The following is a 20,882-nucleotide window of genomic DNA, read 5'->3' as shown; positions in this document are numbered from 1 at the left end:
AATTTGCCTATATTGAAACGGGAAAATTTTAGGGAAAGTGTACAAAATCATACGGAATTTTATAGAAAAACCTTTTTCTAGGCTTTTTTGAGGCGCCTTACGAGGGAATAGGGTTCCATGCGGGCGTCCCCAACGGCCGTAAAGATCATCTGTGCATGAGGTGCGGCAGCAATGGGCGTGCCCGTTTCATCCTCCATGTCCGACAAGGTCCAGGGAAAGACCGTTCCCCCAGGCGTCAAGATTTCAAGGGTTTCCCCTTCCTTCACATTGTTTCGCTGCTCCAGCGTCACCCGCCCCGAAGCAGCGTCGTAGTCGTTCACAAGGCCTACAAAATCCGCTGTCTGTTCATAGGAACTTGTTGTATAGACCTGACCGTCTGCTTCCGGTCTGTGTTCAAAAAAGCCCGTCGTATAGGGACGATGGGAAATTTTGAGCAGTTCTTCCTGCCATTCAGGCAGCACGGAAAAGTGTTCCGGATCCCTCAGATAGGCATCAATGGCCTTGCGATAAACGCTCACCACTGTTGCGACATAATGGACACTCTTCATGCGACCTTCAATTTTGAGACTTTTTACGCCGCTTTTGATGAGGTCCGGCAGATGATCCAAGAGACAAAGGTCCTTTGAATTCATGATGTACGTGCCTTGCTCATCTTCGGCAATATCAAAGGCTTCATCAGGACGGTTTTTCTCTTTTAAGGAAAACTCCCAGCGGCAGACTTGTGCACAAGCGCCTCGGTTGCTGTCCCGACCCGTAAAGTAGTTGCTCAAAAGGCAGCGGCCTGAATAGGAAATACACATTGCACCATGGACAAAGACCTCAACCTCTGCATGGATGTTCCGCACGATTTCGGAAATCTCCCCAAGGGACAGTTCCCTCGCAAGGACCACCCGTTCAGCACCGAGCGCCTCCCAAGCCTTGGCGGCCTCATAGTTTGTCACGTTAGCCTGGGTACTGACATGAAGGGCCAGATTCGGTACGATTTTTCGGGCCATCATCCATACCCCGAGATCAGAAACAAGGAGCGCATCCACACCGGCGTCCTCTAGGTCCTTTAGATACGAGGGAAGCTGGGGAAGATCACCATTATGAGGAACAACGTTCACAGTCACATAGACTTTTTTATCCAAGTTATGGGCAAACGTGCAGGCCTCCCTGATTTCTTCCATTGAAAAATTTGCGGCAAAAGCCCTCAGTCCGAAAGCCTTGCCGCCTAAATAGACTGCATCGGCACCATAGCGGAGCGCCATTTTACACTTATCGAGGCTTCCGGCAGGTGCAAGAAGTTCAATTTGATTCATATGTCTACATCTCCATGGATGGCTCGGATCATCGCCTTATGTTCCTCATAGGTCTTGGTAAAACGATGATAGCCATCCTTATCTGCTACAAAATAGAGGTAATCCGATTTTTGGGGATTGAGGACAGCTTTGATTGCCTGCTCGCTGGGACTTGCAATCGGTCCTGGCGGAAGCCCAGGATACAAGTACGTATTATACGGAGAATCCACTTTAAGGTCATCATAGCGAAGGTCACCCTTTTGATGCCCTAAAAGATATTGGATGGTCGTATCGGATTGGATGGGCATATTCTTATGAAGGCGGTTCAGAAATACACCAGCAATAAGAGGCATCTCATCTTCATGAACGGCTTCCTTTTCCACCATGGCAGCAAGGTTCACCACATCACGAATACTCATGCCGCTTGCTTTGATCTGATTCTTTAGCTCCTCATCCAGACGACGGTTAAATTCCTTGACCATGGTGGCAAGGATTTCCTTTTCCGTGGCGCCTTCCGGCAAATCATATGTAGCCGGATAGGCAAAGCCTTCCGCCTTATAGATTACATGGGGATTGGGCGTCTCCATATAAGGATACGGTGCATAATCAATGGCCGCTTGTTGGAAAGCTTCGGCCGAACCCAACTTTTCTTTTTCCAGTTTGGCCGCAATCTGAGGGATGCTCGAAGCTTCAGGCACAGTAAACTTGTTGTAGCGCGTCTTTCCCGACGCAATGATGTCAATGATTTCGGCATCACTCATGCCTGCCGTGATTTCATAATTTCCCGCTTTCAGCATACTTTCCTTATGGGTCAGCTTTGCCGTCAGGAGAAACAATTCCGGACTGCGTACGGCCTTCTCCTCATGAAGCAAAGCAGCTATATCCCGTGTTGTCATGCCATCCTTGATGGTAAAATGGACCAATGCCCCTGTTGCAAGGTTAGCATTGCTGTTGAATCCGTGGAGGTACCAGTAGACAGCGCCACTAAAGGCTGCCAAAAGAACCAGAAGGACACATACAAGCTTTTTGGCCATGTCCTTTGCTCCTTACTCTTCATCCATCTCCTGGGTGATTTCTTCATAGGCCTTTTTAACGGCCTCAAATTCTTCATCCGTCGGATCCACATAGACAGGTTCGCCGTCAGTATCGAACTCAATGCGGGCAATCATGACCGCGTCATCTTCTTCCAAGGCTTCTGCTTCCTCTTCATCCATAGGTTCACGGACAAGAAGGGCAAAACTCTTGTTATCAATAGGGATGACCATTTCTTCTGCATAGTAGGTCTTATTCCCCTTATCGTCAGTAACAACAACCAAAGCCTCTTGATCTTCGGTTTGGAGCATATCTTGATCTTTTGTCATGGCATTACCTCCTTAGGCTGTCCAGATAATTTTGTAAGATGACGACGGCCGCCATCATATCAATGACTTTCTTGCGTTTTTTACGTGTCAGATCTGCATCGATAAGAACCTTTTCCGCCGCCACCGTGGAAAGCCGTTCATCCCAAAGGGTAATCTTTGCATCGGGGAATTCGGTTTGCAGCAATTCGGAAAAAGCCTCACTCGCTTTTCCGCGCTCACCAATGGTTCCATTCATATTTTTGGGGTAGCCCAGGACAAAAGCCCCCACTTCTTCCTTTTGGACCAATTCATGAAGGCGTGCCAAATCATTCTTGGTTCCGCTGCGCCGAATGGTTTCGATGCCGCGCGCAATCAGTCCCATCTCATCGCTTACAGCGACACCGATGGTGCGTGTTCCGAGGTCAAGACCCATGATCCTCATTTTTGGGGCAATTCCTTCAAATAGGATTGAAGAAGGGCTTCAATGAGTTCATAGCGATTGAATTGGCGGATCTTCAGACGGGCATCCTTATAGCTCGTCACATAGGCTGGGTCCCCACTCAAGAGGTAGCCAGCCAATTGGTCAATGGGATTATAACCTTTTTCCTGGAGGGCTTCCACGACTTCGTGGATGGTCCGGGAAACCGTTTCCGTCTTGGAAACGGGTTTAAACATCGTGGTTTCTTGAGTCGTACGTGACATGAACAGTCCCTCCTTTTGGGAAAAACAAGCAGCCCGCTTCCGAAACGAGCTGCACAGCATAAAGTATCTCGGCCATTAGTAAAAATACTGACTGATGGAAACAGGAATCGATTCCTGGAAGAGGACCAACATGACCTCAATAGGAACCTTCATTCCATCCATCATCCAGCGCATGGTCATTTCTTCCCCGCCATAAACAACCATTTCCACGGCAAACTGAATATGGGGGTCGTGGACGTCCACCCCATAGTGCCTCAGCATCATGGTATAGGCATCACGGACAAAGCGCCGGTTGGTCCGGCGAAAGTGCTCATTATCATCACTCTCATACAGATGGCGGAAGAATCCCTCATATTTTTTATACATAAGGAATTTCTTATAAAGAGCTTCGGACCAACTTTTGCTGCCCAGGATATCGCGGCCATGGACGGCAAGAATATGAAGAAACTCATAATGGGCCAGTTCCGTCATAGACGCAAAGGTCCTATCATATGCGTCCCGAGTGACACCGGATTCCCGAACAAGCTCTTCAACACTGATGCATTTTAGCGGTTTCTTCGTAAGGAGCCGACCCATGGCCTCTCCCATCCGTCTTTTAGCATCCATGTAACGACACCTTCTTTATTGAATCATATTTTCAATAACTTTCAGGGTTTCCGCCATGGCCTCGGCAATCTTTCCACTGTTCTTGCCGCCAGCTTGGGCCATATCGGGACGGCCGCCGCCGTTACCGCCCAAGACCTGGGCAGCGGCTTTGACAATCTTGCCGGCGTGGGCCCCTTTCGCAACGGCTTCTTTAGATGCCATGGTCAGAATGTTCACCTTCTGCGGTGCCATAGCTGCAAAGAGGACAACAATGCCGCCCGTCTTGTCACGGAGCTGGTCTCCCATGCTGCGAAGGGCCGATACATCATCGACCTTTACTTCATCAATGAGGACAGGAATCCCCTTGACATCCTTTACTTTATCTCCGGCGGACTGCGCGGCAGCGGCAACCAGTTTTTGTTCAAGTTCAGCCGCGTGATGCTTTTCTGCTTTCAGTTCATCCTGAAGCGCTTCGATCCGGCTCAGTAGGGTGTTGGGACGACCCTTCACCTTCTGGGAAGCGTCCTCGAGGAGGGCTTCTAGTTCCCGGGTGTAAAGAAGTGCTCCATGTCCTGTAACCGCTTCGATACGGCGCAGCCCAGCACCGACGCTTGATTCGCCAAGGATCTTGAAAAGACCAATGCGGGACGTATTGGAGACATGGACGCCGCCGCAAAGTTCCATGCTGTGACCTGGCACATTGACGACGCGGACAATCTTGCCGTATTTTTCACCAAAAAGTGCCATAGCCCCCATTTCCTTGGCCTTATCAATATCCTCTTCGGAAATCTGGACGTCGACCGCATCAAGGATAGCTTCATTCACAAGGTCTTCCACACGGCTTACTTCCTCAGCCGTAAGCGGCGAAAAATGAGAGAAGTCAAACCGGAGCCGGTCCGGTCCAACATAACTGCCGGCTTGGTTTACATGACCGCCCAGGACTTTCTTGAGGGCAGCATGCAGAAGGTGGGTTGCCGTATGATTGCGGGCAATGTCAGCCTTGCGGTCAAGGTTGACTTCAAAGGTGACCGCTTGACCCACCGAGAAAGCACCCGATTCTACCGTTCCTAGGTGGATAGTCGTGCCATCAGGGAGTTTCTTTGTATTTTCCACATCAAAGATTCCCGCGTCAGAAATCAGGCGGCCCGTATCACCAAGCTGCCCGCCCCCTTCGGCGTGGAAGGCAGTATTGGTCAGGATGATCGCAAGGCTGTCCCCTGTATGGCCTTCTTTGATTGGCGTGGTTTCACCTTCTTGATACAGGGCGGCGACCACGCCTTCCTTAGAAGCTTCATCCACCGTGAGTCCTTCCAAATGAAGGCTTCGCGTATCATACATAACAGGGCGGCCTTCCTTATCGTTGCGAGCCTTACGGGCCCGCTCCTTCTGGGATGCCATGGCCTTGTCGAACCCTTCCTTATCCATGGTCATGCCCTGTTCCTGAAGGATTTCATCCGTCACTTCCCAAGGAAAACCAAAGGTATCATAAAGTTTAAAGGCATCGTCACCGCTAAGGACCGTCTTGTTTTCTTTTTTCATGGCGGCAATCTTTTCATTCAGCAGATCCGTACCCTGGGAAAGGGTCTGGAGGAAGCTTGTTTCCTCCATATCGATGACCTTGTCAATGAATTCCTTCTTTTCAACGAGCTCCGTGTAATGCTCACCATACATGGAAATGACCTTATCGGCAAGGGCGGCAAGGAACTTGCCCCGAATGCCAAGGAGACGTCCATGACGGATGGCACGGCGCAAAACGCGGCGCAGGACATAGCCTCTTCCTTCATTGGAAGGAAGGATTCCGTCCCCAATCATGAAGGTCAAGCTGCGAGCATGATCAGCAACAACCTTAAGCGAAATATCGGTTTTGGCATCTGCATTATATTTCTTATGGGAGAGTTCGCAAGCAAGTTCGATGATGGGGAAAATAAGATCGGTCTCAAAGTTTGACGGCTTGCCTTGGATAACGGAAGCAAGGCGTTCAAGGCCGGCACCGGTATCGATATTCTTATGTTTGAGCGGCGTGTAGGTCCCGTCAGCGTTCTGGTTGAACTGAGTAAAGACAAGATTCCACAATTCAAGGAATCGACCGCAGTCACAGCCAGGACCACAGGTTGGTTCCCCACAGCCTTTATCGGCGCCAAGGTCGATATGGATTTCCGAGTCCGGACCGCAGGGACCGCTGCCGATTTGCCAGAAGTTATCTTCCAGACGAACAATACGTTCATCAGGGACGCCTACGACATCGTGCCAGATATGATAGGCTTCGTCATCTTTGGGATAAATGGTGATCCAAAGCTTATCCGCAGGCAATTCCAACTCTTTGGTCAAAAATTCCCAAGCCCAGGGAATGACTTCCTTTTTGAAATAATCGCCAAAAGAGAAGTTGCCCAGCATTTCAAAATAAGTATGGTGACGAGCTGTGCGGCCGACGTTTTCAATATCGTCCGTACGAACACATTTTTGGCAGGTCGTAATGCGCGGAGAAGGCGGTTTCATCTTCCCTGTAAAAAACGGTTTGAACGGTGCCATCCCAGCCCCAATCAGCAGCAGGGTCGGATCATCATGCGGAATGAGCGAGGCACTGGGAAGAACCAAATGACCGTGTGCCTTGAAAAAATCCAAGTATTTTTGACGGATTTCATTACCAGTTAAATATTTCATGCAAGTATCTCCCTCGGTTCAGTTCGTTTTGCAAGCTTAACATGCCGATGAGGCATTCCTTAAGTATATAAAATTTACAGATACGTGTCAAACACCGCCCGGTTTGACGCCATATTCCTCGGCCAATTTCCTAAAAAGCGGCAGGGACCGTTTAATGGTATCCCGATTGATGCAGTATGACGCACGGAAATAGCCTGGCACGCCAAAATCTGTTCCCGGTACTAAGAGCAGATCATACTTCATGGCCCGTTTACAGAAGGCATGATCATCTTCTTCCAGGCACTTCGGGAAAAGATAAAAAGCCCCCTGCGGACGCAGACAGGTAAAACCGGCATCAATAAGACCCTGATAAAGCAGTTCCCCGTTGATGCGATACGGTTCCGCATCCGTTGGTTTGCCTGCACAGCGGGCCACGACAAGCTGCCAGAGGCTGGGAGCATTGACATGGGTGAGGACCCGAGCCGCTCCGCAAATTGCAGGATATACTTTTTCAAAGCCTGTCACTTCACTGGGAATAGCGATATAGCCAATTCGCTCCCCTGGAAGGGAGAATGATTTACTATAGGAGTAGCAGACGATGGTATCCTTATAATATAGTGGAATATAAGGCACTTCATAGCCATGGTAGGTAATTTCCCGATAAGGTTCATCGGAGATGATATAAATGGGATGACCGTATTCCTTTTCCTTGCGCAGTAAAAGCGCGCTAAGGGCTCGGATGGTTTCCTCCGAGTAGATGGCCCCGCTTGGATTATTGGGGGAATTGACAATGACCCCTTTAGTATGGCGTGTCAGGGCCCTTTCAAAAAGGTCCATATTGATTTGGAAATCTTCAACCTGAGCGGGAACAACCACGAGACGGGCCCCGGTTGCCTCAACAAAAGGCCGGTATTCCGGGAAAAACGGGGCAACAATGACAAATTCATCGCCAGGTTCGGCAAGGGCCTTGAAGGTAATGGAAATGGAAGCCGCCGCGCCAGCGGTCATGAACAGATTGTCCTTTGTAAAATGCGTGCCAAAACGACGGTTGATATCCTTTGCAAGGATCTCCCGGACCTCTGGATTACCCGGAGCCACCGTATAGCTGTGGATCTTTTGGGTCGGCACGGTATCAAAGATATCAAGGACAGCCTCCTTGATGTAAGAGGGAGCCGGTACGTTCGGATTTCCCAAGCTGAAATCGTAGATATTTTTCTCTCCGACCTCCTGTGCCCTTTTCCTTCCATACTCAAAGATTTCACGGATCGTCGATTTTTTCGATCCAAGTTCATACATTTTTTCATTGACCATCAGGTTATCCCTACTTTCTGCATCAAAGGCAGTCCGTGAATTGGATGCACTTAGTTGTATTTTAGCACGCTTCCACAACCCATGCCAGTAGCAATTCGACAGGCAGACTGCTAGTGTCTAAAAAAGCCCTCCCTGAGGGAAGGCTCTTTTAGTGAGGTTGTTATTTTCTTTTGCTGCGATTGAAATTAATGAGGCAGCCGGCTTTGATGATTTCCTTTTCTTCCTCGTTAAGGGGCAGGATATAAAGGGTAATGGCTTTTGCCATGCCATCTTTCAGGACATAGGCGGGAATCTCATCCATGGACCCTGCGAGGATTTTCTTGATGGAAGGAACAAAAATGAAATCGTTGACATCAAAGGCAATCGTCTCATCTTTCAAATGAAAGGGCAGCATCCCCCAGTTGATGACGTTGCTGCGATACCGTTTGGTCGCATATTCACGAGTGATGTTGGCAAGGCCACCGATGACGCGCTGACAGCTGGCTGCCTGTTCACGAGCACTGCCATCACCCGGTTTATTGGCGTAAATGACAGAACCGATTTCCGTATTGGTAAGAGTAACATCTTCACTGCCAGAAATGGTGTGGATGGCGGTAAAAGCAGCTGCCACATCGGCATCCTTTTGCAGGAGGTCTTCGCCTTTTTCACGGGCAAGTTCCAGTTCCTTGACCGCTTTGGTCCGCCCCACATACTGCGGATCACGGCGCGACAGGGTAAATTCGGCAAGCCCCAATGGATTGGAACGATAGGAGGATGTTTCCCCGGAAGGAATAAGTTCATCCGTCGTCGTTACAGGGTCTTCAATCTTGGAACAGACGCGCAGGAGAATATTGTCCCCTAAAGCGGGCAGTTCAGGCCAAGCTTTGATATTCGGTCCCTCATAAAGTTTTTCTTTCGGTTCCGCCTTACCAAAACCTTCGTAGACACGGGCCTTGTAGGCACTGTCATCGAAGTGGTAACTAGGCACATGTCCAAAAGTGTCGGCAAAGGTTTCCGCACTTGTCAGGGCGCCGCCATTTGCAGCTGTTGCGGCAATGCTGCGGGAATCCATGAGGGCCACTGCCGACATCTGCCCCTGACCGGGCTTGCTCCCTTCCCGGTTCGGGAAGTTGCGCGTATTGTGACGGATGGAAAACCCATTGTTGTTTGGCGTGTCGCCTGCGCCAAAGCAAGGCCCGCAGAAAGCCGTCTTGATTACGGCACCGGACGCCATGAGGTCCGTGAGGAATCCTTTTTTGGCAAGGTCCATATAGACCGGCATGGACGAAGGATAGATATTGAGGGTAAATTCCCCAGCACCGATGCTCTTGCCACGCAGAAGGTTGGCCGCTTCTACAACGTTTGTGTAGTTACCGCCGGCGCAGCCGCCAATGACGCCCTGCTGGACCATGAACTTTCCGTCCTTGACTTTATCGGTCAAGGTATATTGGGCACGGCCTTGGGCTACTTTTTCGGCCTTTTTTTCCGTCTCACGAAGGATATCCATCAGATTGGCATTCAGTTCATCAATTTCGTAAGCATTCGACGGATGGAATGGAAGGGCAATCATCGGCTTGATGGTAGAAAGATCAACATAGACGCAGCCATCATAGTATGCCACATCTGCAGGATTCAGTTCCTTATAATCACTTTCGCGGCCGTGTTCCTTGAGAAAGTCCTTCGTATCGCTGTCTGTTCTCCAAATGGAAGACAGGCACGTCGTTTCCGTCGTCATGACGTCAACACCATTGCGATAGTCCGTTGTCATGGAAGAAACGCCCGGTCCGACAAATTCCATGATCTTATTTTTCACATAGCCCTTTTCATAGACGGCACGGCAAATAGCAAGGGCAATATCATGCGGTCCAACCCAAGGAGCCGGTTTCCCCGTCAAGTAGATGGCGACAACACCGGGATAAGGGTTATCCCAGGTATCCCCCAAGATCTGTTTATCAAGCTCCCCGCCGCCTTCACCAACTGCAATGGTCCCGAGAGCACCATAACGGGTATGACTGTCACTGCCAAGGATCATCTTGCCGCAACCAGCGTACATTTCTCGCATATACTGATGGATGACCGCGAAATGGGGAGGGACGAAGATACCGCCATATTTCTTGGCTGCCGAAAGACCAAACATGTGGTCATCTTCATTGATAGTCCCACCGACAGCACAGAGGGAATTGTGACAGCACGTGAGGATATAAGGCATGGGAAAATGGTCCATACCAGAAGCGCGGGCGGTTTGGATAATGCCAACATAGGTAATATCGTGGCTCGTCAGGGCATCAAATTTGATGTTCAGCTGCTCCATATTCGCGCTTTTATTGTGTTCCTTCAAGATACCATAGGCAATCGTGCCTTTTTTGGCTTCTTCTGCTGTTACTTCGCGGCCAAGACGGCTTTTCAGCGTCCCTGCCTGTTCTTCCGGAACAAGTTCCGTACCATTCAGCAAATAGGCACCCTTATCAAACAACTTGATCATGATAACTCTCCTCTCTTTGTTACCTGGCTCTTTTGGGTTATTCTTGCACCTCCATCTTATGGAGGGTTTCTACAACATATTCAGCAAATTCTTCTGCTGTCGCCCCGTCTTTATCCGTCGTAATGACGGCCTTGCGTTCCACTTTGGTACAAAAATCAAGGGCTTTAAAAAGACGGTCCCGTTTTTCAGGGTAACCAATGAATGCCATCATTTCCCCCATCGCCCGAATCAGGCTGGAAGGATCGGCATACTGGGCACGATTGTGCTCAACAAGATAGACCCCCACCCCATGGATGGCTTCAAACATGGCATACTGATCGCCAATATTGGAAGAGCTGGCCGTTCCAAGGCCTCCTTGGTATTCGGCAGCAATATCAGTGAGGATGTCGCCGTATAGGTTGGGCAGCACAAAGACCTGCATACCAGCATTGAATTCCGGGTCCATCAATTTAGCAGACAGGGAATCAATCAGTTCTTCCCGCACATGGATGCCGGGATATTCTTTTTCCATAGCATGGGCCACCTTCAGGAAATTTCCGTCGACGAGTTTGACAATATTGGCTTTTGTTGCCACCGTAATGTTGGTCTTCCCACTACTTTTAGCGTACTCAAATGCATTTCGGAACAGCCGTTCGGCTCCTGGCTTGGAAAGGATCTTGAAGTCAATGGCAAGGTCATCGCCGACGCAAATCCCTTTGTTGCCCCAAATGTATTCGCCTTCAATATTTTCTCTGAAAAAGGTCCAATCTATGCCCTTTTCAGGAATTCGAATGGGACGGACCGCTGCATAAAGCTGCAGCTGGCGGCGCAGCAAACTGTTGGCACTCAGGAGATTGGGCCACCTGTCGCCCGCACGGGGAGTCACGAAAGGTCCCTTTACAAGGATGTCACAGGCCTTGCAGGCCTCAAGAACGGCAGGCGGCAGACTCTTATTCTGACGGGCCCGTTCCTCAATGGTCATTCCTTTAATTGGAACAAATTCCACGCGTTGATCTGCGATTTCCTTTTTCAGCAATTTCCGTGCCACCAAAAGGGCTGCTTTCATGATATAGGGACCAATGCCGTCGCCGGGCATAATGCCCACCTTTACGTGGGATAAATGGAGAAAATCCTTACGGGGCGGCGCTTTCCTAATCCCTTCGATGCGGTCAAGATCCTCTTCAATGAGTTTCCCAAAAGCTTGCTTAGCGCGTTCAATCATTTCTTCACGGTTCATGCTGGTCTCTCCTTTTTGGTTCCATAACGGCCACGCGGCCTTTTGGTTCCATTGTAGGAAATCCCAAGCAATAAGGCCAATACTTATCCTCCCATAAGGATTATACGAAATTTTCTATGTATTTTACCAATTCGGATTTGCGATTCATATCCATCAGAATTTCTAATTGATATTTTTAATTTTATATATAATTTACAAATCTTTCCCTTATTTAAAGGAACAGACCGCCAAGGAAGAATACATGAAGCGCCGCTATCACAACATTGATACTCACATTTGCCACGGATAAGAGAAAGAGCGTCTTGAACATAGTGTTCATTTCCTCTGTCATCGTTGATTTGGAAGCAGAGTAACTTGACATGATGATGGCACCGCCCGTCGATAATGGGCTGATGGCTACAGCAAAACTGGTCGCCGTAATGACAGAGATAAGTTCTACATAGTTTGTCTGTCCGGCAAATGTCCGAGCAATCTCGTCAGCGATTGGAAAGAGCGTCGGCATGACAACACCCGTCGTAGAGCTGATCCAGGATAGAATCCCGCTTGATGCGGCAATGATAGGTACCACCGTCTGGGCCGTCATATGGCTAGCAAGAAAGTCAGATACCAGCTTGATTCCACCAAGCTTTGTAAGAACATTCACAAGGACGCCCACACCGCAGATCATCATCAAGGTGCCCCAGGGAATCTGACGAATAGCCGTTTTTTCATCGGCACAATGCAGTATGATCAGGACAGAAGCTGCCGCAAAGGCAAAAAGTCCCGTATCAAACTTAAAGCCAATACAGAAAATAACCATAGCCACAATCGAAGCCATCGTAATCTTCTGATTGCGATTAAAGGCGGGAATTTCAGAGAGCTTCAGTGAATTTTCCGAGTTGACGCGCCACCCCTTGTAGCCGATATAGACAACAAGCGTAAGGACAAAGCCGGAAAGTAACGTAGATAGGAAGAGATGCGTCCCAAAGCCTTGGTAACCCAGCGGCTCAGAAAGATTCTTGGCAAGGATGCCTGTCAAGGAAAGAACAGAGGCACAGCCCGCATTGGCTCCCAGTTATGCATAAAGGGCCGTTGCCATGGGATTGATCTTGAGTTCGAAGGCAAGATAGATGGCAAAGGTCGTCATCAAGATTCCAGCAGCAATATGTCCAGGACCAATGGCTGAAATGAAAGCAGAAAGCACAAACATCAAGATGGGAATCAAGTAAGTCCGCTTCCCTACAAGAGCGACGACCTTCTTGGAAAAAAGATTGAGCGTCCCATTGGCAGAGGCCATCCCAAACAGAAAGGTAACCCCAACCAAGGTCACAAACATGGAACTTGAAAAACCTGCAGCAATCTGCTTGGCACTCATCTGTCCATAGGAACCGAGTAGAAAAACGGCGCCAATGGAAAAGAAGCCTATATTGACTTTTTTGATAAACCCAATGGCAACGACAACGGCAAGAACAATCAATGAAATCAAGGATAGATCCATCATGATGCCTCCTTACGAGCAGTGGATTCAGTAGGAAATAGGGGCTACGCCTTTCATCAATAGACGGGCCGTTCGATACCCATACGTTTCTTTTAATGAAAGGAATCGTCTGTCCCTTTTCGGCTTCAACGCCGCAAACAAGCGTGCCGGAACCATGACCAATCCTGATTTCTTGAAGCTTACCGCAGGGGGAAAGAATGCTATGGACAAGGGTCCCTGGAATTGCGGCGGCAGCTGCCGTACACATCTCCTCGGATACATTCCAAGAGTCGGAGCAGGGCTTCGTCTTTATTGATTTCTTCCGGCTGTTCCGTCCCATTCATCTTTATGGAATCAGCAGTTACAAAAACCAAGGGGTTTGCTGCGTCGACAATGGAAAAGGACAGGCGGCCAAAATCGGGGATCTCAAGTTCATCCACCACATTTCCCGTTGGCAGGATGCCTTTACCAAGGGTACCGCTGGAATCAAGGAAACTAAGCTTGATGAGAGCGGCCGTACCGGGCACGCCAGCAATAGCATAGTCTCCGTCATAACACACCTGGCCATCTGCTGTATTAACCGTTTCAACAATGATTTTCCGGGTATTCGTATACAGGCTTATCCACAGATACTTGGGCAAAGGTGTAATCCACATCGGCATCAGAGCGACTGGATTTTTCGATAATAGCGACCTTGCTGGTTACGGACTGGGAACCGCCAAGTCCGTCGATCTGTTTGCAATCCGGGCTTCCCATGAGTTTCAAAAGGACGCTGTCCCAATCCTTCCTTTCAGGCGGCATATCCTTTCTTAATAGATAAGCTCCTTTACTCGTTCCCCCACGCATCAACGTGACAGGAAGTTTAATCTTTTTTTGTCATCATGAACCCTCCTTATTAGATAGGTAACAGTCATCGTTATTTTCTGAAAACATCATAACAAGAAAAAGTTCATAATTTAAATTCATAAAAATTATTTTTGACATGGTAAAAGCGAATGGTTTTATTGGTGGGAGCATGAAAAAATGTCGCCTTGCCATGCTTTTTTCCAGTGGACTGATGGTATAGATGGTGCATCGATTCATGTCATACGTTCATAAAAAAAATAATAATCATGGTTTATATGAATAGTTTGGGCTATAATTGGACAAAGATGATTTACAATCTGGAAGAAAGGAGTACAGCCAATGGATTTTCGAGATCTGACCTATCTTCTGGCCATTGCGCGCCAGCAAAATATCACGCGGGCGGCAGAATCCCTCTACCTTAGCCAGCCCACCCTCTCCAAGTTCTTAAAAGGCCTTGAAGGAGAACTTGGACTTCCTTTGTTTGAGAGATTAGGTAATAAATATATCCCAACCTATGCCGGTGAACAGTACATAAAAAAGCCAAGGAAATCCTGGCCCTCAAAAAAGAACTCGATCAGAAGATGGGCGATATCATAAAAAACAATGAAGGCTATTTAAAGATTGGCTTCCCCGCAATGCGGGGTACGTATATGCTTCCCTGCACGCTGCCTATTTTTCATGATAAGTATCCCAATGTAAGGATTGACCTTCACGAAGCAAATTCCGAATCCCTCATCCAAATGATTATTGAAGGGGACATTGACCTGGCTTTTTTCAATTTTGTAGAGGCCAATCCCGCTCTCGCCTACACCGTCATCAGTCATGAAGAACTGGTGCTTGTCATGAGTGCCCAGCATTCCTTTACGCGCTATGGAGGGAAACGGCCGGGCTGTAAATATCCTTATATGGACCTTCATTTCCTAAAAGACCAAGATTTCATCCTTCAAAACCGGACGCAGCACACACGGCTGATTGTGGATAGGATCTTTCATAAACGCCACATTGAACCCCACATTATCCTTGAAACAAGCAATATCCAAGCAGAAGCCGAGCTGGCAGCACGGAATTACGGCTTTACCTTCATTACGGAAACCCATTTGAAGTATATTCCCAACCGCGACCAATTAGCCTTGTTTTCAATCGGATCTCCTAAGACAACCGTTGATTTTGTAGCAACGTATCGAAAAAATTCCTACCTCCCTTTCCACGCCAAGGAATACATCAAGGTGGTCAAGGAGTTCACCTGATACGTCTCACGCATCCAAAACGCCCACATAGAAACAACACTGCCTGTCAAATCTCTTTTCTCACAACGGTTGGTCTTATAACGAAAATAACAATCAAATGCCCCCAGCCACGTGATTGGCAAGGGGCATTTGATTAAGTTACACGAAGGAGCGGATCATAAATATAAAACTCCCTGCCGCCATCGCAGCAGGGAGTTTCGGGTCGTATCGCTTAGATCTTGTTCTTGCAGTCGCCCGTTTCCATGTATTCCTTCAGGTTTTCATAGGTCGTTTCAACCATGTTCTTGACAGCTTCGTCAGTGAAGGAACCCAGATGCGGGGAAAGCAGGACTTTCGGGTACAGGTCGATGAGTTTTTGGAATATAGCATTCGGGGCCTTACCGCCTTCAAAGTCCTTACCGAACAGATCGGCTTCGCCGTCCAGCGTATCAGCAGCAAAACCACCGAGCTTACCGCTTTCTATGGCTTCGATGACAGCTTCCGTGTCAACGAGCTGGCCGCGGGCAGCGTTAACAAGGATGGCGCCGTCTTTCATCTTGCTGATGAATTCACGGGTAACCACCTTGCCGTTTTCTTTGATGTACGGGCAGTGCAGGGAGATGACGTCGGACACTTTCAGCAGTTCGTCCATTTCAACCTGCGTAGCATAGTCATCGATGCCTTTGATCTGGAAGACATCCTGACCGACAACTTTGGCACCCATACCGTGGAAGATCTGGGCGCAGACGCGGCCGATACGGCCAAGGCCGATTACGCCAACGGTGCAGTTGCGGATTTCCTTGGAGAACATATGCTTATCAACAACGAAGTTGCCTTTGTGAGCTTCGCTCGTCGTGTATGCCAGATGTCTCAGGAGCATCATGGCATGGGTAACAGCCAGTTCGGCAATGGCGTTCGGAGAATAGCCGGGAACAAATGCCATCTTGAAGCCCAGTTCCTTGGCATAGGGAATATCGATATGGTCCTTACCAACCGTTCTGGTCAGTACATACTGAACACCGAGTTTCTTGTAGATATCGAGATTCTGTTTGTTGGCAAAGCAGTTACCACGCAGGATAACAGCATCAAAACCTTTTGCCATTTCAGCCGTTTCCGGAGTATTCAAGTAATCGGGGACACATTTGATGTCATACCCAAAAGCCTTATTGCTGCTCTCAAAAATCGGTTCTTCAACGTCTCTGACGCCATAACACAAAACCTTCATGACAATACCTCCTAATTAAAGTAGCCCTTTGTTTGGGGTGATGCACAGCACCACACCCGTCTCCCCTATTCTAACATAAAAATCTGTATTTTCCTATATATTTTGTATTTTGTATACACTTTAATTTTCATAAAGGCCTAAAAATAAAGAGGGACGCCGCATGCGCCCCCCTCTTTCATTATTTTTCAGCTTTCCAAAGTCCATGCAGGTTGCAGTAAGCATAAGCAGCAACGACATCATCACTGGGAGCCAGTGCAAAAACCGCGACAGGATCAGCCCCTGGTTTCAGTTCCTTTCTCTGATTGCCTTCCTTGGTTTCCAGGGAAATCCATTCGATATAGTGTTCATCAAGCATGGGATGGGTAACGGAACCAACCTTGACCGTCACGAGGTTTTCCTTGACTTCAATGACGGGGACGTGTTTTTCTTGGGCTGCATCAACGGTATTCGGAACGATTTCCTGCATCTTTTCGCCGCAGCAAATGACAGGGACACCCGTTTCCTTTACAACAGCGATGATTTTACCACAATGACTGCATCTGTAGAATTTTTGTTCCATTTTCTCGTCCTCCTTTGATTTTCACGCACAAAATACGTGGCTTCCTTGAATGTTTGGACAATCGTTGTCCTACTTCAAGTATATCATATCAAAGGGCTCCTGTACGAAAAAAGTTGTGAAAAATATGTTTCCGTATCCCTTAGCGATTACGAGACTTGAGGGCCCGGTCAATTTCTCGTTTGGCCGACCGGTCCGCCATATCGCGCCGCTTGTCATAAAGTTTTTTACCAGTTGCAAGGGCCAGTTTTACTTTCACAAGGCCATGGGAAAAATAAAGGGTCAGAGGAACCAAGGTAAAGCCTTTTTCCTTGGTCTTACCTATGAGTTTTGCAATTTCCCGTTTATGCATGAGCAGCTTGCGGTCACGCCGCGGCTCATGGTTGAAGATATTGCCATGGTCATATTCACTGATGTGAAGGTTGTATAAATATAGTTCCCCCGATTTGGTAATGGCAGCATAACTGTCCTTCAGGTTGGCCTTACCAGCACGGAGGGACTTGACTTCTGTGCCGGTAAGCACGACGCCTGTTTCAAAGGTTTCATGAATGGCGTAGTCATGGCGGGCTTTTCTATTTTCTGCGATGATTTTGACGTTTGTTTTTTCCATGCTGACTTCCCTTCTGACGTGTACCGCCTCTTTTTTGGGTCTGTGAGGCCAGTTTATTGCGGCCGCCTTTCTTTACGGTCTGTTTTTTAGGCGTCCTTTTCTTATCTGACGGAACGGTTTCCTTTCGAGCTGTGACAAAAGTTTCGAATTCGGGAAGGATAAAATCAATCTTGCGTTCTTCCACACTGACATGGAAGACCTTGATCCTTACAGGGCTGCCAAGGCGGTAGCTCTTTCCGCCATGCTCCCCGACAAGGGCAAAATGTTCCTCATCATAACGATAATAATCGTCAAGGAGACTCGAGATATGGACAAGGCCTTCAATACCGTTTTCGAGCTGGACAAACATGCCAAAGCTTGTGACGCCGGAAATCGTTCCATCAAATTCCTGTCCTACATAGGGCAGCATATACTCCGTCATCTTGAGTTCATCCGTTTCCCGTTCTGCCTCAATGGCAAGGCGTTCCCGTGTCGAGGCATGGCTTGCCATGAGGGAAAGCTTATCGTTCAAGTTTTCCTTTTCCTTCTTGGAAAGTTTCTGCCCCGTCCGCTGCTCCTTGAGGAGACGATGGACCAACAGATCTGGATAGCGCCGGATGGGAGAGGTAAAATGCGTGTAGTCCTTGGCAGCAAGGCCAAAGTGGCCCACATTTTCCGTTTGGTACACAGCCTGCTTCATGCTCCGCAGGGCGAGGGTGGAAATCATGCCTTCTTCGGGTTTTCCCTTCACCTTGCGCAGGGCCATTTGAAGAACTTTAGGCCGCATCTTGCCCTCAATCTTGAGAACGGTCCCAAACTGGGCCATGATCTTTGAAAGGCTCTGCATCCGGTCCTCATCAGGCACGTCGTGGACACGGTAAATAAAGGGATAATGATGCTTAGTCATATGGGCGGCTACGGTTTCGTTGGCAGCGAGCATAAATTCCTCGATCATCATTTCCGCAATGGTTCTGTGCCGCAGATGAACGTCGATGGGCCGTTTTTTCTCATCCAGAATAACCTTCACTTCAGGAATCTCGAACTCAATCGCACCCCGTCTCACCCGTTTTTTATGGAGGATCGTGCAAAGTTCCTCCATGGTTTCCAACATAGGCACAATATCGCTGTATTTTTCCCGCAGGGCCGTGTCACGGTCCGTGAGGATTTTTGCCACATCAGGATAGTTCATGCGATGCCGGGAGGCAATCACGCTGGGCGCAATATCATAGGAAAGGACCTTCCCTGTCTTACCGGAAATAACCATTTCACAGCTCATGGTAAGACGTTCTTCCCCTTCATTGAGGCTGCAGATGCCATTTGACAAAAGGGGCGGCAACATGGGAAGGACGCGGTCAACCAAGTAGACGCTGGTGCCTCGGGCATAGGCCTCCCGATCAAGTTCACCGCGGGGCCGCACATAGTGACTGACATCGGCAATATAGACGCCAAGGAAGTAATTCTCGCCCCGTTTTTCGGCATAAATGGCATCGTCAAGGTCCTTGGAATCAACGCCATCGACGGTGATGATTGGCCATTTGCGCCGGTCAAGACGCCCTTTAAGATCCTTTTTAGGGATGACTTGCGGGACAAGCTGGGCGGCTTCCTTGACTTCTTTGGGAAAATCAAGGGGCAGGTCCTTATCCTTGATGATGGAGATGATATCAATGCCCACATCGCCCTTTTTGCCAAGGATTTCCGTAATGGTTCCTTCTGCTTTTTGACGTCCGTTGGGCCAGACCGTAATCTTGACGACAACCTTGTCCCCGTTGCGGGCATTCAGGAAGTCCTTGCGCCTCACATAGATATCCTGTCCAATATGGCGGTTATCAGGGGTAACAAAGCCAAAATCCCCACTGCGCGTAAAAGTCCCGACAAAACGTTCATGGGCCCGCTCCAAAATACGGATGACCTTTCCCTCACGCCTTCCCCCATAGCCATGGTCACTGACCCGTGCGATTACAAGGTCCTCGTTCATCGCACCGGATAAGTGCATCGCGGGGATGAAAAGATCACCTTCCTCCGTCTTTTCAAGGGGTACAACAAACCCATACCCTTTCTGCGTGACCTGCAGGCGCCCTGTGACAAGCCCCATGGCCCGCGGCAGGCCCAAGGTATTGAAGCGGGTCTTCACAAGAAGCCCATCCTTGATCATTAGTTCAATTTCCGTCCACAAGGCTCCCAGCCCTTTTCCTTTATACCGCAGGTCGCGGCCCAGGTCATCATAGCTGACAGGATGGGTGGCATGGGATTCCATATAAGTAAGGACATCCTGCCGAATTTTTTCGTTACTCATCTTTCTCCTTCATACATCATCTTGGCATCCGCTTCCGCCGCGACAGTTCCATCAGGGCGGATAACCTCTCCCGTCATCTCAAGGAGCAGGCCTTTACGGCGCTTCACCTTAGTCACAATCTCAATGGTTTCACCAATGAGGACGGGCGAGCGGAAACGGACTTCCAGTCGGGCCGTATAGGCCACGCGGTGTTCATACAGATAGGGATAATTCCCCATGGTTTCATCAAGCAAGGTGGAAATGAGTCCGCCGTGCATCCGCCCGTCATAGCTTTGATGACAGGGTTCGGGCGTAAAGTGTGACGAGCAGCCATTTTCATCCACTTTAAAATGCATGTGAAGGCCAATGGGATTGTTCTTCCCACAGCCAAAACACATAGGATTCGTATCATTCACATTCTTCATCGCAGGGCCTCCAGAAAACGGTCAATTTTTTGATAGACAAGTCCCCGTTCCTTATAAAGGGTCAGGACATGCTTTCCTTGGGGGAGCATCTCGATCCGCTTTAGAGGAGATGCCGCATGTTCATAGATGTACTGTGCGCTTTGCGGGCGGACGGTTCGATCCGCTTCACTTTGAATAATAAGAAGCGGAGCCGTCACGCGAGGAAGGGTGCGCTTTTTGACTGTCGACAGCAAACGCAGGAATTCGCGGACACCGGAAAGGGGCATCTCGTGATAGGCCACATCATAGCGGGCCGGAGCGTCGATATGACGAGGGCGCTTGGGAATGGATCGCGTCACTTTTTCCGCAAGCCAAAGGAAATGGGAACGCCAATCGAATAGATAGATGGGCGTTGAAATGACGATGACCCCGTCAACGGGAACAGTCGAAGCGCAATCAAGGGCAAGAAGACCTCCCATACTCATCCCCACCAAAACAACCTTGCCGTACGTTTCCTTGAGGGCACTGGCGGCGGATTTCACGGATTGAGTCCATTTTTCATAGGTTACGCCGTCAAGGTCTTCCGGGTTCGTACCGTGACCATTTAAAAGAAGGCCCTGCACGGTATAGCCTTTATAATGCAGCCGTTCCCCCAGTTCACGCAGCTCCGACGGGGAACCCGTGTAGCCGTGAATGAGAAGAACCGCTGTATCATTGGTTCCAGGAAAGCGATAAGGCTCAGCGCCTTGGAGCATAGCCGTTTCCTCCTTACT

At 48.9% G+C, this 20,882-nt stretch carries 18 protein-coding genes and 2 pseudogenes; 2 read left to right on the top strand and 18 right to left on the bottom strand.

Features of this window, described 5'->3' with window-relative positions:
• Positions 1–77 precede the first annotated feature (77 nt).
• The 12 genes and pseudogenes from DW817_RS03090 to DW817_RS03035 all read right to left on the bottom strand — a co-directional run bounded on the left by DW817_RS03090 (position 78) and on the right by DW817_RS03035 (position 13,837).
• Positions 78–1,301: a U32 family peptidase gene (locus DW817_RS03090; protein ID WP_009014711.1), complete on the bottom strand. Its 1,224-nt coding sequence runs from the start codon at positions 1,299–1,301 to the stop codon at positions 78–80.
• On the bottom strand, positions 1,298–2,314 hold the full coding sequence (gene mltG, locus DW817_RS03085) for an endolytic transglycosylase MltG (protein ID WP_021736673.1): 1,017 nt from the start codon (positions 2,312–2,314) through the stop codon (positions 1,298–1,300). Before mltG ends, DW817_RS03090 begins: the two co-directional genes overlap by 4 nt.
• 12 nt (positions 2,315–2,326) lie before the next feature.
• Positions 2,327–2,641, bottom strand: a complete 315-nt coding sequence (locus DW817_RS03080; RefSeq protein WP_009014709.1) for a DUF1292 domain-containing protein — start codon at positions 2,639–2,641, stop codon at positions 2,327–2,329.
• A gap of 4 nt (positions 2,642–2,645) precedes the next feature.
• The gene (gene ruvX / locus DW817_RS03075) at positions 2,646–3,062 is read right to left on the bottom strand and encodes a Holliday junction resolvase RuvX (RefSeq protein ID WP_120110995.1); all 417 of its coding nucleotides are present in this window, start codon (positions 3,060–3,062) and stop codon (positions 2,646–2,648) included.
• Complete coding sequence (locus DW817_RS03070) at positions 3,059–3,322, bottom strand: IreB family regulatory phosphoprotein (protein ID WP_009014707.1); 264 nt, start codon at positions 3,320–3,322, stop codon at positions 3,059–3,061. The genes ruvX and DW817_RS03070 overlap by 4 nt, the downstream gene beginning before the upstream one ends.
• A gap of 75 nt (positions 3,323–3,397) precedes the next feature.
• Entirely contained in the window at positions 3,398–3,928 is a 531-nt protein-coding gene (locus tag DW817_RS03065) for a TetR-like C-terminal domain-containing protein (protein WP_009014706.1), read from the bottom strand.
• A gap of 15 nt (positions 3,929–3,943) precedes the next feature.
• Complete coding sequence (gene alaS / locus DW817_RS03060) at positions 3,944–6,568, bottom strand: alanine--tRNA ligase (RefSeq protein ID WP_009014705.1); 2,625 nt, start codon at positions 6,566–6,568, stop codon at positions 3,944–3,946.
• Between the two features lie 87 nt (positions 6,569–6,655).
• Positions 6,656–7,858 (bottom strand): pyridoxal phosphate-dependent aminotransferase, encoded by a 1,203-nt coding sequence (locus DW817_RS03055; RefSeq protein ID WP_120110992.1) that lies wholly within the window; start codon positions 7,856–7,858, stop codon positions 6,656–6,658.
• Positions 7,859–8,018: 160 nt separating this feature from the next.
• Positions 8,019–10,319: a hydratase gene (locus tag DW817_RS03050; RefSeq protein ID WP_009014703.1), complete on the bottom strand. Its 2,301-nt coding sequence runs from the start codon at positions 10,317–10,319 to the stop codon at positions 8,019–8,021.
• A 37-nt stretch (positions 10,320–10,356) separates the two neighbouring features.
• Positions 10,357–11,535, bottom strand: a complete 1,179-nt coding sequence (locus DW817_RS03045; RefSeq protein WP_014128488.1) for an isocitrate/isopropylmalate family dehydrogenase — start codon at positions 11,533–11,535, stop codon at positions 10,357–10,359.
• Between the two features lie 211 nt (positions 11,536–11,746).
• Positions 11,747–13,012: pseudogene (locus DW817_RS11015) on the bottom strand (SLC13 family permease).
• A gap of 200 nt (positions 13,013–13,212) precedes the next feature.
• Positions 13,213–13,837, bottom strand: a pseudogene (locus tag DW817_RS03035) (PrpF domain-containing protein).
• A gap of 339 nt (positions 13,838–14,176) precedes the next feature.
• On the opposite strand from DW817_RS03035, the gene DW817_RS10790 reads away from it, so the two are divergent.
• Together DW817_RS10790 and DW817_RS03030 are read left to right on the top strand one after the other, a co-directional pair.
• Positions 14,177–14,434 (top strand): LysR family transcriptional regulator, encoded by a 258-nt coding sequence (locus tag DW817_RS10790; RefSeq protein WP_243634056.1) that lies wholly within the window; start codon positions 14,177–14,179, stop codon positions 14,432–14,434.
• Positions 14,419–15,084, top strand: coding sequence for a LysR family transcriptional regulator substrate-binding protein (locus tag DW817_RS03030; RefSeq protein WP_243634055.1), 666 nt, complete (start codon positions 14,419–14,421; stop codon positions 15,082–15,084). The genes DW817_RS10790 and DW817_RS03030 overlap by 16 nt, the downstream gene beginning before the upstream one ends.
• 211 nt (positions 15,085–15,295) lie before the next feature.
• Here the strand turns inward: DW817_RS03030 and DW817_RS03025 are convergent, their stop codons facing one another.
• The 6 genes from DW817_RS03025 to DW817_RS03000 form a co-directional block, all read right to left on the bottom strand.
• Positions 15,296–16,288, bottom strand: a complete 993-nt coding sequence (locus tag DW817_RS03025) for a 2-hydroxyacid dehydrogenase (RefSeq protein WP_009014698.1) — start codon at positions 16,286–16,288, stop codon at positions 15,296–15,298.
• Between the two features lie 178 nt (positions 16,289–16,466).
• Positions 16,467–16,847 carry a desulfoferrodoxin family protein gene (locus tag DW817_RS03020; RefSeq protein ID WP_009014697.1) on the bottom strand — a complete coding sequence of 127 codons (381 nt, stop codon included), beginning with the start codon at positions 16,845–16,847 and terminating at the stop codon, positions 16,467–16,469.
• 139 nt (positions 16,848–16,986) lie between these two features.
• Positions 16,987–17,454: an SsrA-binding protein SmpB gene (smpB, locus tag DW817_RS03015; protein ID WP_009014696.1), complete on the bottom strand. Its 468-nt coding sequence runs from the start codon at positions 17,452–17,454 to the stop codon at positions 16,987–16,989.
• Positions 17,417–19,726, bottom strand: a complete 2,310-nt coding sequence (gene rnr / locus DW817_RS03010) for a ribonuclease R (RefSeq protein WP_120110989.1) — start codon at positions 19,724–19,726, stop codon at positions 17,417–17,419. Before rnr ends, smpB begins: the two co-directional genes overlap by 38 nt.
• Positions 19,723–20,130, bottom strand: coding sequence for a PaaI family thioesterase (locus DW817_RS03005; protein WP_009014694.1), 408 nt, complete (start codon positions 20,128–20,130; stop codon positions 19,723–19,725). Before DW817_RS03005 ends, rnr begins: the two co-directional genes overlap by 4 nt.
• A complete protein-coding gene (locus tag DW817_RS03000) occupies positions 20,127–20,864 on the bottom strand; it encodes a carboxylesterase (RefSeq protein ID WP_009014693.1) in 738 nt (245 codons plus the stop codon). Before DW817_RS03000 ends, DW817_RS03005 begins: the two co-directional genes overlap by 4 nt.
• Positions 20,865–20,882 lie beyond the last annotated feature (18 nt).

Source organism: Acidaminococcus sp. AM33-14BH (assembly GCF_003603525.1).
GTDB lineage: Bacteria > Bacillota > Negativicutes > Acidaminococcales > Acidaminococcaceae > Acidaminococcus > Acidaminococcus intestini.
Note: the sequence above shows the minus strand (reverse complement) of the source record. Positions and strands in the feature narration are given on the sequence as shown.